Annotated in this window: 19 protein-coding genes, 2 rRNA genes and 1 riboswitch (1 of these 22 running past the window's edge); of the genes, 18 read left to right on the forward strand and 3 right to left on the reverse strand. The window is 48.5% G+C overall.

Annotation, left to right across the window (positions count from 1 at the left end):
• A 23S ribosomal RNA gene (locus AOT13_RS04695) occupies positions 1-1,106 on the forward strand; it begins 1,824 nt to the left of the window's first position.
• A gap of 135 nt (positions 1,107-1,241) precedes the next feature.
• A 5S ribosomal RNA gene (gene rrf / locus AOT13_RS04700) occupies positions 1,242-1,358 on the forward strand.
• Positions 1,359-1,690: 332 nt separating this feature from the next.
• Here rrf and AOT13_RS04705 read toward each other — a convergent pair.
• Positions 1,691-2,137, reverse strand: coding sequence for an Hsp20/alpha crystallin family protein (locus AOT13_RS04705; protein ID WP_003253337.1), 447 nt, complete (start codon positions 2,135-2,137; stop codon positions 1,691-1,693).
• A gap of 148 nt (positions 2,138-2,285) precedes the next feature.
• Positions 2,286-2,387, forward strand: a riboswitch (purine riboswitch).
• A 115-nt stretch (positions 2,388-2,502) separates the two neighbouring features.
• On the opposite strand from AOT13_RS04705, the gene purE reads away from it, so the two are divergent.
• The 12 genes from purE to purD all read left to right on the forward strand — a co-directional run bounded on the left by purE (position 2,503) and on the right by purD (position 15,230).
• A complete protein-coding gene (purE, locus tag AOT13_RS04710) occupies positions 2,503-2,991 on the forward strand; it encodes a 5-(carboxyamino)imidazole ribonucleotide mutase (protein ID WP_003253335.1) in 489 nt (162 codons plus the stop codon).
• Positions 2,975-4,126 carry a 5-(carboxyamino)imidazole ribonucleotide synthase gene (gene purK, locus AOT13_RS04715; protein ID WP_013401755.1) on the forward strand — a complete coding sequence of 384 codons (1,152 nt, stop codon included), beginning with the start codon at positions 2,975-2,977 and terminating at the stop codon, positions 4,124-4,126. Before purE ends, purK begins: the two co-directional genes overlap by 17 nt.
• Positions 4,123-5,418, forward strand: coding sequence for an adenylosuccinate lyase (purB, locus tag AOT13_RS04720; RefSeq protein WP_003253332.1), 1,296 nt, complete (start codon positions 4,123-4,125; stop codon positions 5,416-5,418). The genes purK and purB overlap by 4 nt, the downstream gene beginning before the upstream one ends.
• A gap of 76 nt (positions 5,419-5,494) precedes the next feature.
• Positions 5,495-6,217 carry a phosphoribosylaminoimidazolesuccinocarboxamide synthase gene (gene purC, locus AOT13_RS04725; RefSeq protein WP_042384021.1) on the forward strand — a complete coding sequence of 241 codons (723 nt, stop codon included), beginning with the start codon at positions 5,495-5,497 and terminating at the stop codon, positions 6,215-6,217.
• Positions 6,210-6,464: a phosphoribosylformylglycinamidine synthase subunit PurS gene (purS, locus tag AOT13_RS04730; RefSeq protein ID WP_013401753.1), complete on the forward strand. Its 255-nt coding sequence runs from the start codon at positions 6,210-6,212 to the stop codon at positions 6,462-6,464. Before purC ends, purS begins: the two co-directional genes overlap by 8 nt.
• On the forward strand, positions 6,461-7,147 hold the full coding sequence (gene purQ / locus AOT13_RS04735) for a phosphoribosylformylglycinamidine synthase subunit PurQ (RefSeq protein WP_003253326.1): 687 nt from the start codon (positions 6,461-6,463) through the stop codon (positions 7,145-7,147). The genes purS and purQ overlap by 4 nt, the downstream gene beginning before the upstream one ends.
• Positions 7,131-9,359, forward strand: coding sequence for a phosphoribosylformylglycinamidine synthase subunit PurL (purL, locus tag AOT13_RS04740; RefSeq protein WP_013401752.1), 2,229 nt, complete (start codon positions 7,131-7,133; stop codon positions 9,357-9,359). The genes purQ and purL overlap by 17 nt, the downstream gene beginning before the upstream one ends.
• Positions 9,335-10,747, forward strand: coding sequence for an amidophosphoribosyltransferase (gene purF / locus AOT13_RS04745; protein ID WP_042384018.1), 1,413 nt, complete (start codon positions 9,335-9,337; stop codon positions 10,745-10,747). The genes purL and purF overlap by 25 nt, the downstream gene beginning before the upstream one ends.
• A gap of 14 nt (positions 10,748-10,761) precedes the next feature.
• Complete coding sequence (gene purM, locus AOT13_RS04750; protein WP_042384016.1) at positions 10,762-11,802, forward strand: phosphoribosylformylglycinamidine cyclo-ligase; 1,041 nt, start codon at positions 10,762-10,764, stop codon at positions 11,800-11,802.
• Positions 11,799-12,368, forward strand: coding sequence for a phosphoribosylglycinamide formyltransferase (purN, locus tag AOT13_RS04755; RefSeq protein WP_013401749.1), 570 nt, complete (start codon positions 11,799-11,801; stop codon positions 12,366-12,368). Before purM ends, purN begins: the two co-directional genes overlap by 4 nt.
• A 15-nt stretch (positions 12,369-12,383) precedes the next feature.
• Positions 12,384-13,922, forward strand: a complete 1,539-nt coding sequence (purH, locus tag AOT13_RS04760; protein ID WP_042384014.1) for a bifunctional phosphoribosylaminoimidazolecarboxamide formyltransferase/IMP cyclohydrolase — start codon at positions 12,384-12,386, stop codon at positions 13,920-13,922.
• A 15-nt stretch (positions 13,923-13,937) separates the two neighbouring features.
• Positions 13,938-15,230, forward strand: a complete 1,293-nt coding sequence (gene purD / locus AOT13_RS04765; RefSeq protein ID WP_013877604.1) for a phosphoribosylamine--glycine ligase — start codon at positions 13,938-13,940, stop codon at positions 15,228-15,230.
• Here the strand turns inward: purD and AOT13_RS21285 are convergent.
• Positions 15,184-15,288: an EYxxD motif small membrane protein gene (locus AOT13_RS21285; RefSeq protein ID WP_013877603.1), complete on the reverse strand. Its 105-nt coding sequence runs from the start codon at positions 15,286-15,288 to the stop codon at positions 15,184-15,186. The two genes, purD and AOT13_RS21285, sit on opposite strands and share 47 nt — an antisense overlap.
• Before the next feature lie 53 nt (positions 15,289-15,341).
• Positions 15,342-15,590: a YgaP family membrane protein gene (locus AOT13_RS04770; protein ID WP_013401745.1), complete on the reverse strand. Its 249-nt coding sequence runs from the start codon at positions 15,588-15,590 to the stop codon at positions 15,342-15,344.
• Between the two features lie 86 nt (positions 15,591-15,676).
• Here AOT13_RS04770 and AOT13_RS04775 point away from each other — a divergent pair, with 86 nt between their 5' ends.
• The 4 genes from AOT13_RS04775 to pcrB all read left to right on the forward strand — a co-directional run bounded on the left by AOT13_RS04775 (position 15,677) and on the right by pcrB (position 19,585).
• The gene (locus AOT13_RS04775) at positions 15,677-17,422 is read left to right on the forward strand and encodes an adenine deaminase C-terminal domain-containing protein (RefSeq protein WP_013877602.1); all 1,746 of its coding nucleotides are present in this window, start codon (positions 15,677-15,679) and stop codon (positions 17,420-17,422) included.
• Between the two features lie 28 nt (positions 17,423-17,450).
• Positions 17,451-18,461, forward strand: coding sequence for a DUF3048 domain-containing protein (locus AOT13_RS04780; protein WP_013877601.1), 1,011 nt, complete (start codon positions 17,451-17,453; stop codon positions 18,459-18,461).
• A gap of 16 nt (positions 18,462-18,477) precedes the next feature.
• Positions 18,478-18,801, forward strand: a complete 324-nt coding sequence (locus AOT13_RS04785; RefSeq protein WP_003253309.1) for a YerC/YecD family TrpR-related protein — start codon at positions 18,478-18,480, stop codon at positions 18,799-18,801.
• A 97-nt stretch (positions 18,802-18,898) separates the two neighbouring features.
• On the forward strand, positions 18,899-19,585 hold the full coding sequence (gene pcrB / locus AOT13_RS04790; RefSeq protein WP_003253307.1) for a heptaprenylglyceryl phosphate synthase: 687 nt from the start codon (positions 18,899-18,901) through the stop codon (positions 19,583-19,585).
• The last annotated feature ends 54 nt before the right edge of the window (positions 19,586-19,639 follow it).

The following is a 19,639-nucleotide window of genomic DNA, read 5'->3' on the forward strand; positions in this document are numbered from 1 at the left end:
CTCTGCGAAGCCGAAAGGCGAAGTATAGGGGCTGACACCTGCCCGGTGCTGGAAGGTTAAGGGGAGCGCTTAGCGGAAGCGAAGGTGCGAACCGAAGCCCCAGTAAACGGCGGCCGTAACTATAACGGTCCTAAGGTAGCGAAATTCCTTGTCGGGTAAGTTCCGACCCGCACGAAAGGTGTAACGACTTGGGCACTGTCTCAACGAGAGACCCGGTGAAATCATACTACCTGTGAAGATGCAGGTTACCCGCGACAGGACGGAAAGACCCCGTGGAGCTTTACTGCAGCCTGATATGGAATTTTGGTATCGCTTGTACAGGATAGGTGGGAGCCTGGGAAGCCGGAGCGCCAGCTTCGGTGGAGGCGGCGGTGGGATACCACCCTGGCGGTATTGAAATTCTAACCCGCACCCCTTAGCGGGGTGGGAGACAGTGTCAGGTGGGCAGTTTGACTGGGGCGGTCGCCTCCCAAAAGGTAACGGAGGCGCCCAAAGGTTCCCTCAGAATGGTTGGAAATCATTCGGAGAGTGCAAAGGCAGAAGGGAGCTTGACTGCGAGACAGACAGGTCGAGCAGGGACGAAAGTCGGGCTTAGTGATCCGGTGGTTCCGCATGGAAGGGCCATCGCTCAACGGATAAAAGCTACCCCGGGGATAACAGGCTGATCTCCCCCAAGAGTCCACATCGACGGGGAGGTTTGGCACCTCGATGTCGGCTCATCGCATCCTGGGGCTGTAGTCGGTCCCAAGGGTTGGGCTGTTCGCCCATTAAAGCGGTACGCGAGCTGGGTTCAGAACGTCGTGAGACAGTTCGGTCCCTATCCGTCGCGGGCGCAGGAAATTTGAGAGGAGCTGTCCTTAGTACGAGAGGACCGGGATGGACGCACCGCTGGTGTACCAGTTGTCCCGCCAGGGGCACCGCTGGGTAGCTATGTGCGGAAGGGATAAGCGCTGAAAGCATCTAAGCGTGAAGCCCCCCTCAAGATGAGATTTCCCATCGCGTCAAGCGAGTAAGATCCCTCGAAGATGACGAGGTCGATAGGTCCGAGGTGGAAGCGTGGCGACACGTGGAGCTGACGGATACTAATCGATCGAGGGCTTAACCACGAACAACGGAGAATGCCGCCTGGCCAAACGGCTTCTTCCAGACGGACGGTTATCTAGTTTTGAGGGAATGAAAATTCCCCTTGACAAACATCATTATTGGAGTATAATAAAACATGTCCAATGGATAAATGCTTGCCTAGTGACAATAGCGGAGAGGAAACACCCGTTCCCATTCCGAACACGGAAGTTAAGCTCTCCAGCGCCGATGGTAGTTGGGGCCAGCGCCCCTGCGAGAGTAGGTCGTCGCTAGGCAGGCAAAAAATTAGAGAGCTGGCAAGTTCTCTAATTTTTTTGCCCAGCTTATAAGGTCATTGAGTTTTTAATGACGCCATTTAAATCCTCTCCCCCAAAAACTAAAATGTTATCATCGTTTCCTAGACCCCCTTTTTGATTTAGTATAGGAAACGGAAGCTGTGGAAAGTGGGTGCCCATTAACTTTTTGGGCACCCTCCTTTTTTATATTAGAAAAATAAGGAAGTCATCTTCGGAAGAGAAAGAGGTGCAATGAATCTTCTCATATTCTATAATAAATTTTCCTTATGATGCCAGTTCCTTTGCGGAAGGTAAGGGGAGCGTGTAAAATGCTATTCCCCTTTTTTTATTTCGATTTTCTTTTTTGTTTCGTCAGGGATGAGACGATGAAGATGAATAAACAATAGACCGTTGTGATATGTCGCTTCAATTCGGTCTTCCTTTATCGCAAAAGGAATTGGGATCGTTTTTTCCCATGTTCCTTGAAAAATTCCTTCTTCAATTAATTCGAACCCTTTAAACTGCAAATTGATATTCGCTTTAATTTCCAACGTTTTATAGTACACGTAAAGTTCAACATCTTCCATTTTTTCTAATCCAGGCAAACTGACAACGATTAATAACTCATTATCTTTTTTATATATATTTATACCAGATATACCAGATTGCTTTTTTGCTGGCGGCAGGAACGGTTGAAAGCTGCTCCAAAAATCTCCTTGAAAAAAATGCTCCAAATGTTTTGTCCAGTCGAAAAACGGATCAAATGGATTTGACTTCACGACAACCTCCTCCTCCGTTATTTCATCATATGTTTTCCAGAATGTTTGGTGCGGATGAACGGAAAACACGAACATTTTTTATATAAAAAAAATAAATGTTCGATTTTATATTGACATCTTTTGAAAAAAGCTGGTAAGATAATAATAACTTTATAAAGCGGATCACCCTCATATAATTTTGGGAATATGGCCCAAAAGTCTCTACCCAATAACCGTAAATTATTGGACTATGAGGGAAAGGATCGTATTGGCTTTTTTTCGTCTGATAATAGCCGAAGTATGGCCAGAACGGTGCTTTCCCTTATAAATACAGGGAACACTCGTTCTGGTTTTTATATGATGACAAACAAAGAGGTGAATACCGCGTGCAGCCGCTCGTTGGAGTGATTATGGGAAGTCAATCGGATTGGGAGACGATGAAACATGCTTGCGATATATTGGAAGAATTGCAAATTCCGTTTGAAAAAAAAGTAGTTTCTGCCCATCGTACGCCAGATTACATGTTTGAATACGCAGAAACGGCGGAAAAAAGAGGCATTAAAGTCATTATTGCCGGTGCCGGGGGAGCGGCGCATTTGCCTGGGATGGTTGCTGCTAAAACGACGCTTCCCGTCATTGGGGTGCCAGTACAGTCAAAAGCATTAAACGGATTAGATTCGCTTTTGTCCATTGTTCAAATGCCCGGAGGTGTACCAGTGGCGACGGTTGCTATCGGCAAAGCGGGAGCTACGAATGCGGGACTTTTAGCAGCAGCGATGTTAGGCATTCATTACCCTCATTATATGGAAGCGCTGAAAAAAAGAAGAGAAATGATGAGAAAAAGCGTGATGGAAAGTAGTGATCATCTTGTATAAACAAATTGTCCCTGGTCAGACGATTGGCATTATTGGCGGCGGACAACTCGGACGGATGATGGCGATCGCCGCGAAAGAAATGGGATTTCGCGTCGCTGTGCTCGACCCAACCCCAGATTCTCCATGCGGCCAAGTGGCGGATATCGAGATTATTGCGGAATATAACGATTTTGCGGCGATTCAAAAGCTTGCCGCGGTAAGCGATGTCATCACATATGAATTTGAAAATATTGACGCGGATGCTTTAAATTGGCTCGTGGAACACGCATATGTGCCGCAAGGAAGCAGGCTGCTTGCCATTACGCAGGACCGCGCGTCGGAGAAAAAGGCAATTACGGACGCGGGTCTTCCTGTTGCTCCGTATGTCAAAGTTCAATCCAAAGAAGATTTGTTCTCCGGCATCGAAACAATTGGCCTGCCATGTGTATTAAAAACGTGCCGCGGCGGATATGACGGCAAAGGGCAATTTGTCATTCGCAGCAAAGAAGACAGCGTACAGGCGCTTTCCTTATTAGAAACCGGCCCTTGCGTATTGGAACGCTGGCTTTCGTTTGACAAAGAAATTTCCGTCATCGTGACGCGAAACGGATATGGCGCGATGGCTGTATTTCCTGTTGCGGAAAATATCCATATCGACAATATTTTGCATAAAACAATTGTTCCAGCACGAATTTCCGGGCACATAGCAAAAAAAGCGGTCCGTTATGCGGAAACGCTCGCCGATTATTTTGGGCTTGTCGGAACGTTAGCGGTGGAAATGTTTTTGACAAAAGAAGGAGATATTTATATTAATGAACTTGCCCCTAGACCGCACAACTCAGGTCATTATACAATTAATGCTTGTGCGACGTCCCAATTTGCGCAGCATATCCGCGCCGTCTGCAATTGGCCGTTAGGAAGCACGGAGTTGCTAAAACCAGCCGTGATGGTAAACATTTTAGGCGAGCACGTCGAGCCAATCATTCAAAATATCGCAACACTTCGTGACGCCCATCTTCATCTTTACGGCAAAAAAGAGGCAAAACCGAAACGAAAAATGGGGCATGTTACGGTGCTTGCGGAACATACCGACGCAGCGCTGAAAACGATCGATGCATGGCAAATTTGGAATGATCGGAGGAAAGAATACGTATGATTGAACGTTACACAAGACCGGAAATGGGAGCGATTTGGACGGAAGAAAACCGTTTTAGAGCATGGCTGGAAGTGGAAATTTTAGCTTGTGAGGCGTGGGCGGAGCTTGGCGTCATTCCAAAAGAAGACGTTGAACGCATCCGGCAAAACGCTTCATTTGATATAGCGCGCATTAAAGAAATTGAAGAAGAAACGCGCCATGATGTCGTCGCTTTTACGCGCGCCGTTTCGGAAACGTTAGGTGAAGAACGGAAATGGGTGCATTACGGCTTAACGTCTACCGATGTTGTGGACACTGCCCTGTCTTATTTATTAAAACAAGCGAACGAAATTTTATTGAAGGATTTAGAAAATTTTATTCAAGCCTTAAAAGAAAAAGCGTTGGAGCATAAATATACGGTTATGATGGGGCGCACGCACGGCGTTCACGCGGAACCGACAACATTCGGTCTGAAAATGGCGCTTTGGTACGCGGAAATGCAGCGCAATTTAGAACGGTTTAAACAAGCGGCAGAGACGGTGCGTGTCGGAAAAATTTCTGGCGCGGTTGGGACGTACGCGAACATCGACCCGTTTGTTGAGCAATACGTATGCGAAAAACTTGGGTTAAAGCCGGCGCCGATTTCGACGCAAACGCTGCAGCGCGACCGCCATGCTTATTATATGGCGACGCTGGCGCTTATCGCGACATCGATTGAAAAATTTGCCGTCGAAATTCGCGGCTTGCAAAAGAGCGAAGTGCGGGAAGTGGAAGAGTTTTTCGCGAAAGGGCAAAAAGGGTCATCGGCGATGCCGCACAAGCGCAATCCGATCGGTTCGGAAAATATGACGGGAATGGCGCGCGTCATCCGCGGTTATATGCTGACGGCGTACGAAAATGTGCCGCTTTGGCATGAACGCGACATTTCTCATTCTTCCGCTGAGCGCATCATTTTGCCGGACGCAACGATCGCGCTGAACTACATGTTAAACCGCTTTACGAACATCGTGAAAAACTTGAAAGTTTACCCAGAAAACATGAAGAAAAACATGGACCGCACATTAGGGCTTATTTATTCGCAGCGCGTATTGCTCTCATTAATCGATGCGGGCATGACGCGGGAAGAAGCATACGACTTAGTGCAGCCAAAGGCGATGGAAGCATGGGAAAAGCAAGTGCCGTTCCGTTCGCTCATCGAAGCGGATGAACGAATAACAAGCCGCTTAACGAAGGAACAAATCGACGATTGTTTTGACTACCGCTATCACTTAAAACATGTGGATACGATTTTTGAACGGCTGGGATTATCATAACGGCGCATCGGCAGGGAATCCCTTGCCGGTGTATCATATAAAAATTGCTAATATTCTGGATTAGGAGGCCTTTTTGATGGTCAACAAGCTGGCTTTGCTGTATGAAGGGAAAGCGAAAAAAGTATATACGACGGATGATGCGAACATATTGTGGATCGAATATAAAGACAACGCGACAGCGTTTAACGGCGAGAAAAAAGCGACAATTGCCGGAAAAGGGCGCCTTAATAATGAGATTACCAGCTTATTATTTTCAAAGCTTCACGAAGCAGGAATCCCCAATCATTTTATCCAAAAATTATCCGCTACGGAGCAGCTTGTCAAAAAAGTGACGATTATTCCTCTTGAAGTGGTTGTCCGCAATGTTGTTGCTGGGAGTTTGGCAAAACGGCTCGGCATCCCGGAAGGAACCCGCTTGGAAAAGCCGCTTATTGAGTTTTATTACAAAAACGATGACCTCGGTGATCCTCTCTTATTGGAAGACCACATCGCGATTTTAAAGCTGGCCACCTCAGAACAAATCGCTGTTTTGAAGGAACTGGCTTTACAAGTCGATGATGTATTGACGAAGCATTTCGCAGAACGGCGCGTGAGATTAATTGATTTTAAATTAGAATTTGGAATTGATTCAGAAGGCACGATTTTACTTGCTGATGAAATTTCACCAGATACTTGCCGGCTGTGGGATATGGACACGGACGAAAAGCTTGATAAAGACGTCTTCCGCCGCGATCTTGGGAACTTGACGGACGCCTATGAGACGATTTTGCAACGATTAGGGGGAGAATCGAATGTATAAAGTTAAAGTGTATGTTACGTTGCGAGAAAGCGTGCTAGACCCGCAAGGAACGGCGGTGAAAGGGGCGCTTCATAGCTTGTCTTACACCGAAGTGCAAGATGTGCGAATCGGAAAGTTTATGGAACTTATCGTCGAAAAAAGTGAGCGTGATATCAACGAACTTGTCCGCGAAATGTGCGAAAAGTTGCTAGCCAATACGGTGATTGAAGACTACCGCTATGAAATTGAGGAGGTAGTCGTGCAATGAAATTCGCCGTCATTGTGTTTCCTGGTTCCAACTGTGACGTTGATATGTATCATGCGATTGCTGATGAATTAGGTGAAGAGGCCGAATACGTATGGCATGATGCAGCAAACCTTGACCGTTTTGATGCGATTTTACTGCCGGGAGGGTTTTCGTACGGTGATTACCTTCGTTCTGGAGCAATCGCCCGCTTTTCCAACGTTATGAACGCGGTCCAAAAAGCGGCGGATGAGGGAAAGCCGATATTAGGCGTATGCAACGGGTTTCAAATTTTGCTTGAAGCGGGGCTGCTTCCAGGAGCGATGCGCCGCAATAACAGTTTGAAATTTATTTGCCGTCCGGTATCGCTAAAAGTCGAAAATAATGAAACGATGTTTACATCCGCTTATAAACAAGGGGAAGTGATTACGATTCCAATTGCCCACGGCGAAGGCAATTATTACTGCGATGAACAAACATTAAAGCGGCTGATGGAAAATCGGCAAATCGTCTTTCGCTATCATGGGGAAAACCCAAATGGAAGCTTAGACGGCATCGCCGGAATCGTCAATGAAAAAGGAAACGTACTTGGCATGATGCCGCATCCGGAACGCGCCGTTGATCCGCTTCTTGGCAGCGCGGACGGATTAAGATTGTTTCAATCGATCGTGAAATATTGGAGGGAAACACATGCCGTTACTGCTTGAGCCAAGCCCAACGACGATTAAAGAAGAAAAATTGTACCGGGAAATGGGATTAACGGACGAAGAATTCGCAATGATCGAAAAAATTCTTGGCCGTCTGCCAAACTATACAGAAACGGGAATTTTTTCGGTCATGTGGTCGGAACATTGTAGCTATAAAAATTCGAAGCCGGTATTAAAAAAGTTTCCGACGGAAGGAAAACACGTGCTTCAAGGCCCAGGGGAAGGAGCGGGCATCGTCGATATCGGCGATGGTCTGGCGGTGGCGTTTAAAATCGAAAGCCATAACCATCCGTCTGCAATTGAGCCGTATCAAGGCGCTGCAACCGGTGTCGGCGGAATCATCCGCGATGTGTTTTCGATGGGAGCGCGCCCGATTGCTTTATTGAACTCGCTACGGTTCGGGGAATTAACTTCTCCGCGCGTCAAATATTTATTGGAGCACGTCGTCGCGGGAATTGCCGGGTATGGCAATTGTGTCGGCATTCCAACTGTCGGCGGCGAAGTGCAGTTTGACCCTGCTTATGAAGGCAACCCGCTTGTCAACGCGATGTGTGTCGGCATTATCCGCCATGAAGACATCCAGCGCGGCATTGCATCCGGTGTAGGCAATACGGTGATGTACGTCGGGGCGAAAACGGGACGCGACGGTATCCATGGCGCAACATTTGCTTCGGAGGAGCTGACAGAACAATCGGAAGAGAAACGGCCTGCCGTTCAAGTCGGTGACCCGTTTATGGAAAAATTGTTGCTTGAAGCGTGCTTGGAAGTAGTAAAATCTGATGCGCTTATCGGCATGCAAGACATGGGGGCGGCTGGTTTGACAAGCTCTTCGGCGGAAATGGCGAGCAAGGGCGGTTTTGGCATTGAAATGAATTTAGATCTTGTGCCGCAGCGCGAAACAGGCATGACACCATATGAGATGATGCTCTCCGAATCGCAGGAGCGGATGCTGCTTGTCGTCCAACAAGGACGTGAACAAGAAATTTATGATTTGTTTGCGAAATACGGGCTTGAAGCGAAAGCGATCGGCAAAGTGACCGATGACAAAATGCTCCGCCTTTATTTCCGCGGGGAAGTTGTCGCTGAAATCCCGGTTGATGCCTTAGCGAAAGATGCGCCAGTATACTTTAAACCATCGAAAGAGCCGGCGTATTACCGCGAGTTTCAAGCGATGGAACCATATATTCCGGTTGTCACCAATTACGAAGAAACGCTGCTTGCGCTATTAGCCCAGCCAACGATTGCAAGCAAAGAGTGGGTGTATCAACAATACGATTACATGGTCCGGACGAATACTGTTGTCGCGCCGGGATCGGACGCTGCGGTCGTGCGCATCCGCGGCACGAACAAAGCGCTGGCAATGACAACTGATTGCAATTCGCGCTATATTTATTTAGATCCGGAAACGGGCGGCAAAATTGCCGTGGCGGAGGCAGCGCGGAACGTCGTCTGTTCAGGAGCAAAACCGCTGGCGATTACGGACTGCTTAAATTTCGGCAATCCGGAAAAACCAGAGATTTTTTGGCAGCTTGAAAAAGCGGTGGACGGAATGAGTGCCGCTTGCCGCGCATTGGGGACTCCGGTGATCAGCGGAAACGTTTCTTTATATAACGAAACAAACGGGGAAGCCATTTATCCGACGCCTGTTGTCGGCATGGTTGGACTCGTTGAGGACATCCGGCATATTACGACACAGGCATTCCAACAAGCAGGCGATCTTATTTATGTGATTGGCGAGGCGAAGCAGGAGTTTGGCGGAAGCGAATTGCAAAAATTATTAGAAGGCAGAATTTTCGGGAAAGCGCCGGCCATTGATTTGGCAACGGAAGCAAAGCGGCAGCGCGAATTGCTGGCGGCGATTCAAGCGGGAGTCGTTGCGTCCGCGCACGATATCGCGGAAGGCGGTTTTGCGGTTGCACTGGCGGAATGCGTGATGAGCACGGACGGTCTTGGCGCGAAAGTAACAGTGGACGGGGATATGACAGCGCAATTGTTTAGTGAAACGCAATCCCGTTTTATCGTTTCCGTAAAAAAAGAGGATCGCGAAACATTTGAACAATTAGTAGATGCAAAGCTCATCGGCGAAGTAACAAATGACGGCATGCTTCTTGTTGAAAAGGGAGACGGGGAAGTCGTCATCCGTCTTTCCGCCGCGCAAATGAGAAACGTCTGGAAAGGAGCTATCCCATGCTTGCTGAAGTCAAAGGATTGAACGAAGAGTGTGGAATTTTTGGGATTTGGGGGCATGAGGAAGCAGCACAGATCACGTATTACGGCTTGCACAGCCTTCAGCATCGCGGCCAAGAGGGGGCGGGAATTGTCGTCGCCCATCAAGGAATGTTGCAAGGGCATAAAGGATTAGGGCTTGTCACCGAAGTGTTCAGCGACGGCGAGCTTCAATCGCTAAAAGGGGCGGCCGCCATCGGTCATGTCCGTTATTCGACGGCGGGAGGGGGCGGCTACGAAAACGTCCAGCCGCTCCTGTTCCGCTCGCAAACAGGGAGCATCGCGCTTGCGCATAACGGCAATCTTGTCAATGCGATGGACTTAAAGATGCAGCTGGAGGAACAAGGAAGCATTTTTCAGACGACATCGGATACGGAAGTGTTCGCCCATCTCATCCGCCGCAGCCATGCGCCGACATTGAAAGAGCAAATTAAAGAGGCGCTCACCTTTGTCGAAGGGGCGTTCGCTTTCCTGTTATTGACGGAAACGGAGCTGTACGTTGCGCTCGATCCGCATGGATTCCGCCCGCTTTCCATCGGGCGGCTCGGCAACGCTTATGTCGTCGCTTCCGAAACGTGCGCGTTTGATGTTGTCGGCGCGGCGTACGAAAGGGAAGTGGAACCGGGAGAGCTTATCGTCATCAGCGCGGAAGGAATGCGTTCTGAACGATTTGCGCCGGCGCAAGCCCGCTCGATTTGCAGCATGGAATATATTTATTTTGCCCGTCCTGACAGCAATGTCGACGGCATCAACATTCATACGGCGAGAAAAAATTTAGGAAAACGCCTGGCACTGGAGGCACCTGTAGAGGCAGATATCGTCACCGGCGTGCCTGATTCCAGCATTTCCGTCGCGATTGGCTATGCAGAGGCAACGGGAATTCCATATGAGCTTGGCCTCATTAAAAACCGGTATGTCGGACGTACGTTCATTCAGCCGTCTCAGTCGCTTCGCGAACAAGGCGTTAAAATGAAACTGTCCCCGGTCCGCGGCGTTGTTGCGGGGAAACGTGTCGTTATGGTCGATGATTCGATCGTGCGCGGCACGACAAGCAAACGAATTGTTGCGATGCTCCGCGAGGCGGGGGCGACGGAAGTGCACGTCCGCATCAGTTCGCCGCCGATAACGCATCCTTGTTTTTACGGGATTGATACATCGACAAGAGAAGAATTGATTGCGTCTAAGTATACGGTGGAGGAAATCCGCCAAATGATCGGAGCAGATTCTCTGGCATTTTTAAGTCAAGAGGGATTATTGGAAGCGATCGGGCGCTCTCCTCATTTGCCGTTGCGCGGGCAATGCATGGCATGTTTTACTGGAAATTATCCGACAAATATTGGCAGAGTGCGGTCGCCATTGATGTCAACAAAGTAAAAGGGGGACTCGGCGTGGCAGAAGCATATAAGCAAGCGGGTGTCGATATTGAAGCAGGATACAAGGCGGTCTCCTTGATGAAAGAGCATGTGCGAAAAACGACGCGTCCTGAAGTGCTCGGCGGATTGGGCGGGTTTGGCGGCATGTTCGATATATCTTCGCTCGGTTATCGCGAGCCGGTCCTCGTTTCCGGAACGGACGGGGTAGGGACGAAACTAAAGATCGCGTTTATGATGGACTGTCATGATACAATTGGAATAGATTGCGTGGCGATGTGTGTCAACGATATCGTTGTGCAAGGAGCGGAGCCGCTCTTTTTCCTTGACTATATTGCATGCGGCAAAGCAGTGCCGGAAAAAATCGCGCAAATTGTCAAAGGAATCGCAGACGGCTGCGTCGAGGCAGGCTGTGCTCTGATTGGGGGAGAAACGGCGGAAATGCCGGGAATGTATGCCGAAAACGAATACGATATCGCGGGATTTGCGGTCGGCATTGCGGAAAAGTCGAAACTTGTCACCGGCAGCGCCATTCGCGAGGGGGACGCGCTGATCGGGCTTGCGTCCAACGGCCTTCATAGCAACGGCTATTCGCTCGTTCGCCGCATCGTGTTCGAACAGGCAAAACTTGCGCTTGACCGCGTCTATGAACCGCTTAGCATTCCATTAGGGGAAGAACTGTTAAAGCCGACGCGCATTTATGTGAAGCCGCTCCTTCACGTAATGAAACAATTCGACATCAAAGGAATGGCGCATATTACTGGCGGCGGTTTTCTCGAAAATATCCCGCGCATGCTTCCGGAAGGGTTAGGAGCGGAAATTGATTGCGGTTCATGGCCGGTTCCGCCGATTTTTGACTTGTTGCAAGAAAAAGGAAATCTTCTTCGCCGCGACATGTTTTCAGTTTTTAATATGGGCATTGGCATGGTGATCGCGGTGGATAGCGAAATGATTGATCCGGTGATGGCAAGCTTAGAAGAGCTTGGCGAAAAAGCGTATTTCATCGGCCGCGTGAAGCGGGGAAAAGGCGTTTCGTTTTCCGGAGGGGCGGTGTCATGAAAAATATCGCCATTTTTGCTTCCGGCAGCGGGACGAATTTTCAAGCGATTGTCGACGCGACGAAAAGCGGGATTGTGCCAGCAAGAGTAGCGCTATTAGTATGCGACAATCCCGGAGCGAAAGTGATCGAACGGGCAGAGCGGGAACATATTCCGGCGTTCGTGTTTTCTCCGAAAAACTACGCCTCCAAAGCCGGATTTGAACAAGCGATTTTAACTGAATTGCGAAAACATAAGATTGAATTTATCGCTCTTGCCGGTTATATGCGGCTCATCGGCCCAACATTGCTTGATGCGTATGAAGGGAAAATCGTCAATATCCATCCGTCGCTGTTGCCGGCTTTTCCGGGAAAAGACGCGATTGGGCAGGCATACCGCGCAGGCGTTAAAATAACTGGGGTGACGATCCATTATGTTGATGAAGGAATGGATACAGGACCGATCATTGCCCAACGCGCGGTTCCGGTTTATGAAGGTGAGACGCTAGCGCAGCTTGAGGCGCGCATTCATGACGTGGAACATGAATTATATCCGGCGGTATTAAAAACATTACTCGAACAACAATAGAAAGGATCGGGAATCATGACAGTGAAACGGGCGTTATTAAGTGTATCAAACAAAGAAGGGATTGTATCATTGGCGAAACAGTTAGTGGAACTCGGTGTGGAAATTATTTCAACGGGTGGAACGAAAAAGACGTTAGAAGAAGCTGGAGTTCCTGTCATAGGCATTTCCGACGTTACCGGATTTCCGGAAATTTTAGATGGGCGCGTCAAAACATTGCATCCGATCATTCATGGAGGGCTTCTTGCGATCCGCGACAATGAGCGGCATCAAAATGAGCTTCGCGAACATCATATAACTCCAATTGACCTTGTCGTCGTTAATTTGTATCCATTTCAACAAACGATCGCCAAAAGCGATGTGACGTTTGCCGAAGCGATCGAAAATATCGATATCGGCGGTCCGACGATGCTTCGGGCGGCGGCGAAAAACCATCAATATGTAACCGTCGTCGTGGACCCGGCCGATTATGATGCCGTAGTGCAAGAACTGAAAGAACACGGGGATGTCTCGGCGGAAATGAAATTAAAGCTTGCGGCGAAAGTATTTCGCCATACAGCTGCGTATGATGCGATGATTGCTGAATACTTGACGAATAAAACGGGCGAAGAGTATCCGGAATCATTCACCATCACGTTCGAGAAAAAACAATCGCTGCGTTATGGGGAGAATCCGCATCAAACCGCGGCATTCTATCAAAAACCGCTGGGATCTTCGTTCTCGATTGCCAAAGCGGCGCAGCTGCACGGCAAAGAATTGTCGTATAACAACATTAACGACGCAAATGCGGCGCTGCAACTCGTCAAAGAATTTGCCGAACCGGCTGCGGTGGCGGTGAAGCATATGAATCCGTGCGGCGTTGGCATTGGCGCGACAATTTATGAAGCATTCATCAAAGCGTACGAAGCGGATCCAACGTCGATTTTTGGCGGCATTATCGCTTTAAATCGCGAAGTTGATAAAGACACCGCCGAAAAGATGCATGAAATCTTTTTGGAAATCGTCATCGCTCCATCATTTAGCAGCGAAGCGCTCGATATTTTAACACAAAAGAAAAATATTCGCCTTCTTACCGTTGATTTCACGGCGCCAGACACGAACGAGAAGCTGCTTGTTTCCGTACAAGGCGGGTTGCTCGTTCAAGAAGCGGATACGCGTACGCTCAGTGATGGAGAGATCAAAGTCGTGACAAAACGCGAGCCGACAGAGCAAGAATGGGAATCGCTGCAGTTTGCCTGGAAAGTCGTAAAACATGTGAAATCCAATGCGATCGTGCTTGCGAAAGACGGAATGACGATCGGCGTCGGCGCCGGCCAAATGAATCGCGTCGGCGCGGCGAAAATCGCGATCGAACAAGCGGGAGAAAAAGCAAAAGGAGCCGTGCTTGCCTCTGATGCGTTTTTCCCGATGGATGATACGGTGGAAGCGGCAGCAAAGGCGGGCATCACGGCAATCATCCAGCCAGGAGGCTCGATTCGTGACGCCGATTCGATAAAAAAAGCGGATGAATACGGAATTGCCATGGTCTTTACAGGGATTCGCCATTTTAAACATTAAGCTGGAGGGGACGTCATGAAAGTGCTTATTATCGGCCGCGGCGGCAGGGAGCATGCGATTGCGTGGAAAGCCGCGCAAAGCCCGCTCGTTACGAAGCTATATGCCGCCCCGGGCAATCCGGGGATCGCGCAAGTTGCCGAACTCGTTTCCATCGATGAACAGGATATCGAAGCGCTTGTCCAGTTTGCGAAACAAGAGAAAATCGATTTGACGATCGTCGGACCGGAAGCACCATTGCTTGCCGGCCTTGCTGATAGTTTTATGGAAGAAGGATTGCGCGTTTTCGGCCCTCGAAGAGAAGCAGCATTGATCGAAGGAAGCAAGGCGTTTGCGAAAGAGATGATGAAAAAGTACGGTATTCCAACGGCGGAGCACGCCGCTTTCACTTCGTACGAAGAAGCAAAAGCGTATGTGGAGAAAAAAGGAGCGCCGATTGTCATTAAAGCGGATGGATTGGCGGCGGGAAAAGGGGTTACCGTTGCCGCGACGCTCCCGGAGGCAATGGAGGCGCTGCGTATGATGATGGTTGAAAAGCGGTTCGGCGCAGCGGGCGAGCGGGTAGTGGTTGAAGAATATTTGGAAGGCGAAGAATTTTCATTGATGGCGTTTGTCCATGGAGAGCGCGTTTATCCGATGGTGATCGCGCAAGACCACAAGCGGGCATACGACAATGATCAAGGGCCAAACACGGGCGGAATGGGTGCGTACTCCCCAGTACCGCAAATTTCAGCGGAAACGATCGATGCGGCGCTTTCGCAGATTATCGAACCGATGGCGAAAGCGCTGGTGGCGGAAGGCAGACCGTTCACCGGTGTGCTGTACGCTGGACTTATGGCAACGAAACAAGGGCCGAAAGTGATAGAATTTAACGCGCGCTTTGGCGATCCGGAAGCGCAAGTGGTCCTGCCGCGGTTAGAAAGCGATCTTATCCAAGTGATGGTTGATTTGCTAGACGGTCGTGATGTAAAACTGACATGGTCCAATGAAGCAGTCATTGGCGTGGTGTTGGCGGCGAAAGGTTACCCGGGGACATACGAACGAGGAGCAGTCATTCGCGGGTGGGATCAGTTAGGCGAAAATACCCTTTTGTTTCATGCCGGAACGATGATGAAAGATGGAATGTTGTGCACCAATGGGGGGCGCGTCCTGCTTGTCGTTGCGAAAGGAGAGACGCTAAAGCAGGCGCAACAAACCGCGTATGAGCAAATTTCCCATATTACATGCGACCAGCTGTTTTACCGCCGCGATATTGGAAATAAAGCTATCGCGCGCGTTTCTTCCGCACATACACAAATGCAAGAGCAATAATGCCGCCAATGAGAGAGGCAAGAACAAATGACATATCTGTCACATATTCGAGTAGCATTTCTCGGCACTCCTTTCGGAAAGACTGGCTTCATCAAGCGCCAGTCCATTTTTTTAAGCAGGATGGATCGGCTTCACATCTTTTATGCGCATCGCTTGCACGCGGCGGTAATTTGCGAATAAAGCGGTGATTGGGCAAAAGCGCGTCATCCCTTCCCCCACCTTCATGGCAGCGATCATCGCTATGATGAAAGAAGAAGCGGAAGGCCGCCTTGCCATGTTTGCCGTCGCCCATGCCAGAGCTGTAAGGCCAAAAGTAATGCGAAGAAGCGCATTGATGATGCTAATATTGGACGTCACCATTTTTTCCCTCCTTTTTCATTGTGAAAATGACTTTAATGCGGTAAAATGATTATATGTTACATTGTGAAAAAGAGGACGGGGTGCATATGAGCAAACAGCGTTATCGTTGGAAAAGCTACGAACTGCGCGAACATGCGGCGATTATTGACGGAAAAAAATCGCCGACCAAAGTGTTAACGAATGCGACATATTTGCATTCATATTTGCGCGAATGGTTAAAAGGAAATATTTGGATATATCATGACCGGATCGTGTACGCCGGGGAACGGTTTCCTGAGCGAGTCGATGGGCAATGCGAAATCATCGATTGCAGCGGCTATGTGTTAGTTCCTGGCTATATTGAACCGCATGCTCATCCGTTTCAGTTATATAATCCCCATTCGTTTGCGCACTATGCAGCGAAATATGGGACAACGACATTGATCAATGATAATTTAGTTCTTGTTTTGCAATTATCAGATGATAAAGCGTTTTCTTTTTTGGAGAAAATGAATACGCTACCAACATCGATGTACTGGTGGTGCCGGTTTGATGGGCAGACAGAGCTGGAGAAAGAAGAAGAGCAATTATCGAATGCCCGGGTTAAGCGGTGGCTTGAACAGGAAACGGTATTGCAAGGCGGCGAGTTAACAGGTTGGCCGAAGCTTCTTGCTGGGGATGATTTGATCCTTCATTGGATTCAAGAAGCAAAACGGATGAGACGAAAAATTGAAGGGCATTTTCCTGGAGCTTCAGAGAAAACGCTTACAAAAATGATGCTTCTTGGCGCAGATTGCGACCATGAAGCGATGACAGGAAAAGAAGTATATATGCGCCTTTTGCACGGATATACTGTGTCATTGCGACATTCGTCCATCCGCCCGGATTTGCCTGCGCTTCTCCGTGAAATAAAGGAGATTGGCATTCACGAGTATGATCGGCTCCTTCTCACAACAGACGGTTCGCCGCCATCGTTTTATGAAGCTGGGATCATCGACCGTTTGATTCGCATTGCGTTAGAGCATGGCGTCCCGGTGATTGACGCGTACAATATGGCTACGATCAATGTTGCCCGCCATTACGGAATTGAACATTTGCACGGCAGCATTGCGACAGGAAGGGTGGCAAACATTAACTTTTTACGCGCGAAAGAAGACCCGACTCCTGTGCAAGTGCTTGCGAAAGGGCAATGGATAAGACGAGAGGAAGATCAATCGGTTGCGTGGCCGGCGATTTCCTGGAGCGATTACGGAATCGGACCGCTTCGTCTGTCGTGGAGTTTGTCGATGGATGATTTGCAATTTTCAATGCCAATGGGAATGTATATGGAAAACTCGGTAATTATGAAGCCGTACTCTATTTCGATCGATACTTCCCACGATGAATTGTCCGCCGATCATGATGAAAGCTTTTTAGTGTTGCTAGATCGCCATGGAAAATGGCGTGTCAATACGATATTAAAAGGATTTTCCACTGGTGTCCGCGGTCTCGTTAGTTCCTATTCAACTACCGGGGATATTGTTTTAATCGGCAAAAGCAAGCGGGACATGTTTTTGGCATTCGAGCGAATGTGCGAAATCGGCGGGGGGATTGTGCTGGCGGAAAACGGAGAAATCATTCACGAAGTTCCTCTGCCACTGAACGGCATGATGTCGGAAGAAAGTGTTGAAGAACTGATTCGTGAGGAAAAAAGGCTTGTTGATCTGTTAAAACAAAGGGGATATCCTTTTATCGACCCAATTTATTCTTTATTCTTTTTGCAATCGACCCATTTGCCATATGTGCGGATAACCCAGCGCGGAATTTATGATGTTATGAACAAAACAGTACTCTTTCCACCGATAATGCGTTAAAATAGAAAAGAAAAAGGTTGTGTGAGCATTGAAACGTTGTCTTATTGCAATGAGCGCAGCATGCCTTTTCATCGGCGGTTGCATGCATGAAAATAAGCAGCAAGCACCTGAGCCGAAACCGGGCGCAGCGGAAACGCCAAAACAACAGGAAGCCCCCAATTACAGTCACGTTTTTCCGCTGACAGGACTGCCGGCGAAAGAAGCGGTGAACCGTCGCGTTATTGCGATAATGGTGAACAATCACCCAAAAGCGCGGCCGCAGTCAGGGCTGCAGAAGGCAGATATCGTTTATGAGGTGCTCGCGGAAGGAGATATTACGCGCTTTTTAGCGCTATACCAAAGCGAATTTCCGGAAAAAGTGGGTCCTGTGCGCAGTGCGCGCGACTATTATGTCGAGTTAAGCAATGGTTATCATGCGCTTTACGTTTGCCATGGCTGGAGCCCGGAGGCAAAAGCGATATTGGAAGCAGGAGTGTCCGATTACTTAAACGGTTTGTTTTACGACGGAACGTTGTTTCAGCGCGTGCCTTTCCGAAAAGCGCCGCATAATTCGTATATTACATTTGCGAACATCGAAAAAGGGGCAGCCATGGAAGGCTATTCGCTGCAAGACAACGTGGCTCCGCTTCCGTTTCGCGCTGATGCCCCACAAGGGGAAAAAGCCGGCCAAATAGACATTATTTATTCACACCGCAGTTATGCGCAAGTGCGGTACAAATATGTTGCGGATCAAAAATGCTATTTCCGCTATAGCGCAGGGGAACAAACAGTGGACTATGATACGCGGGAACCTGTCAAAATCCAAAACGTATTGGTTGTCGCCGCGAAGCATAGCGTTATCGATTCGGCCGGGCGCCGCAGCATTGATTTATCTTCTTCCGGAAGCGGATATTTGTTTCAAAACGGAATCATTAAGCAAGTCGAATGGAAAAATGTTGACGGACGCATTTTGCCATATGAACATGGGGTTCCAGTCGGCTTGGTGCCGGGAAAAACGTGGATCAATGTCGTTCCGGATTTAGACATAGTTAAATGGTGAAGGAGGAAAGAAGCACATGCAAATCGATAAATTGCGCGGCAGGCAAGTGGACCAGCTGTTTAAAGCGATTCTTTCCCTGCGTGATTTAGAGGAATGTTATCGCTTTTTCGATGATTTATGCACGGTCAATGAAATTCAATCGCTGGCGCAGCGCCTGGAAGTAGCGCGCATGCTTCGCGAAGGGTATACGTACCATAAAATCGAAACGGAAACCGGAGCGAGCACCGCGACGATTTCACGCGTGAAACGTTGCTTAAACTATGGAAACGATGCTTATGCGATGGCGCTGGACCGCATTAAAGAAGAAAAGCAACATACGAAAGAAACGCGCAATGCATGACGGAAAAAGGAGATTCCTTTCAAAAAAAAGGAACTCCTTTTCTTTTTGTCAATTTGTTATAATGAAAAGATGGATAAATTAATGGAGGTTTTTCTATATGTACGATATTCGCCAATGGCGCCATGTGTTTAAGTTAGACCCAAACAAAGAAATCAGCGAGGAACATCTGGAACGCATTTGTGAATCAGGAACGGACGCAGTCATCGTTGGCGGAACGGACGGCGTCACATTGGAAAACGTCCTCGAGCTTTTGGCGCGGATCCGCCGCTTCCAAGTTCCATGCGTCCTTGAAATATCAAATCTTGAGTCAGTCACGCCGGGATTTGATTTTTATTTTATCCCAATGGTATTAAACAGCCGCGACAAAAAATGGATCATCGATTTGCATCATGAAGCGGTAAAGCAATTTGGTGACATCATAAATTGGGACGAGATTTTCATGGAAGGATATTGCATTTTACATAAAGACTGCAAAGCGGCCGTGCTGACGGACGCGAATACAGAATTGCAAGAAGATGATGTCATTGCGTATGCGCTTATGGCGGAGCATATGTACCGGCTGCCCATTTTTTACGTAGAATATAGCGGTTCGTACGGAAATCCCCAGCTTGTCCAGCGCGTAAAACAAGTGTTAAAACAGACGCAGCTGTTTTACGGGGGCGGAATCAAAACGGAAAAGCAAGCAGCGGAAATGGCGCAATGCGCTGATACCATCGTCGTAGGCAATGTCATCTATGAAGATATCAACAAGGCGCTCGCTACTGTTAAAGCGGTGAAACGGTAATTTGTCGGCGCCAAAAAAGTGGTGTAAAATAGAACATATGTTTTATGGTGGTGA

Source organism: Parageobacillus thermoglucosidasius (assembly GCF_001295365.1).
Classification (GTDB): domain Bacteria; phylum Bacillota; class Bacilli; order Bacillales; family Anoxybacillaceae; genus Parageobacillus; species Parageobacillus thermoglucosidasius.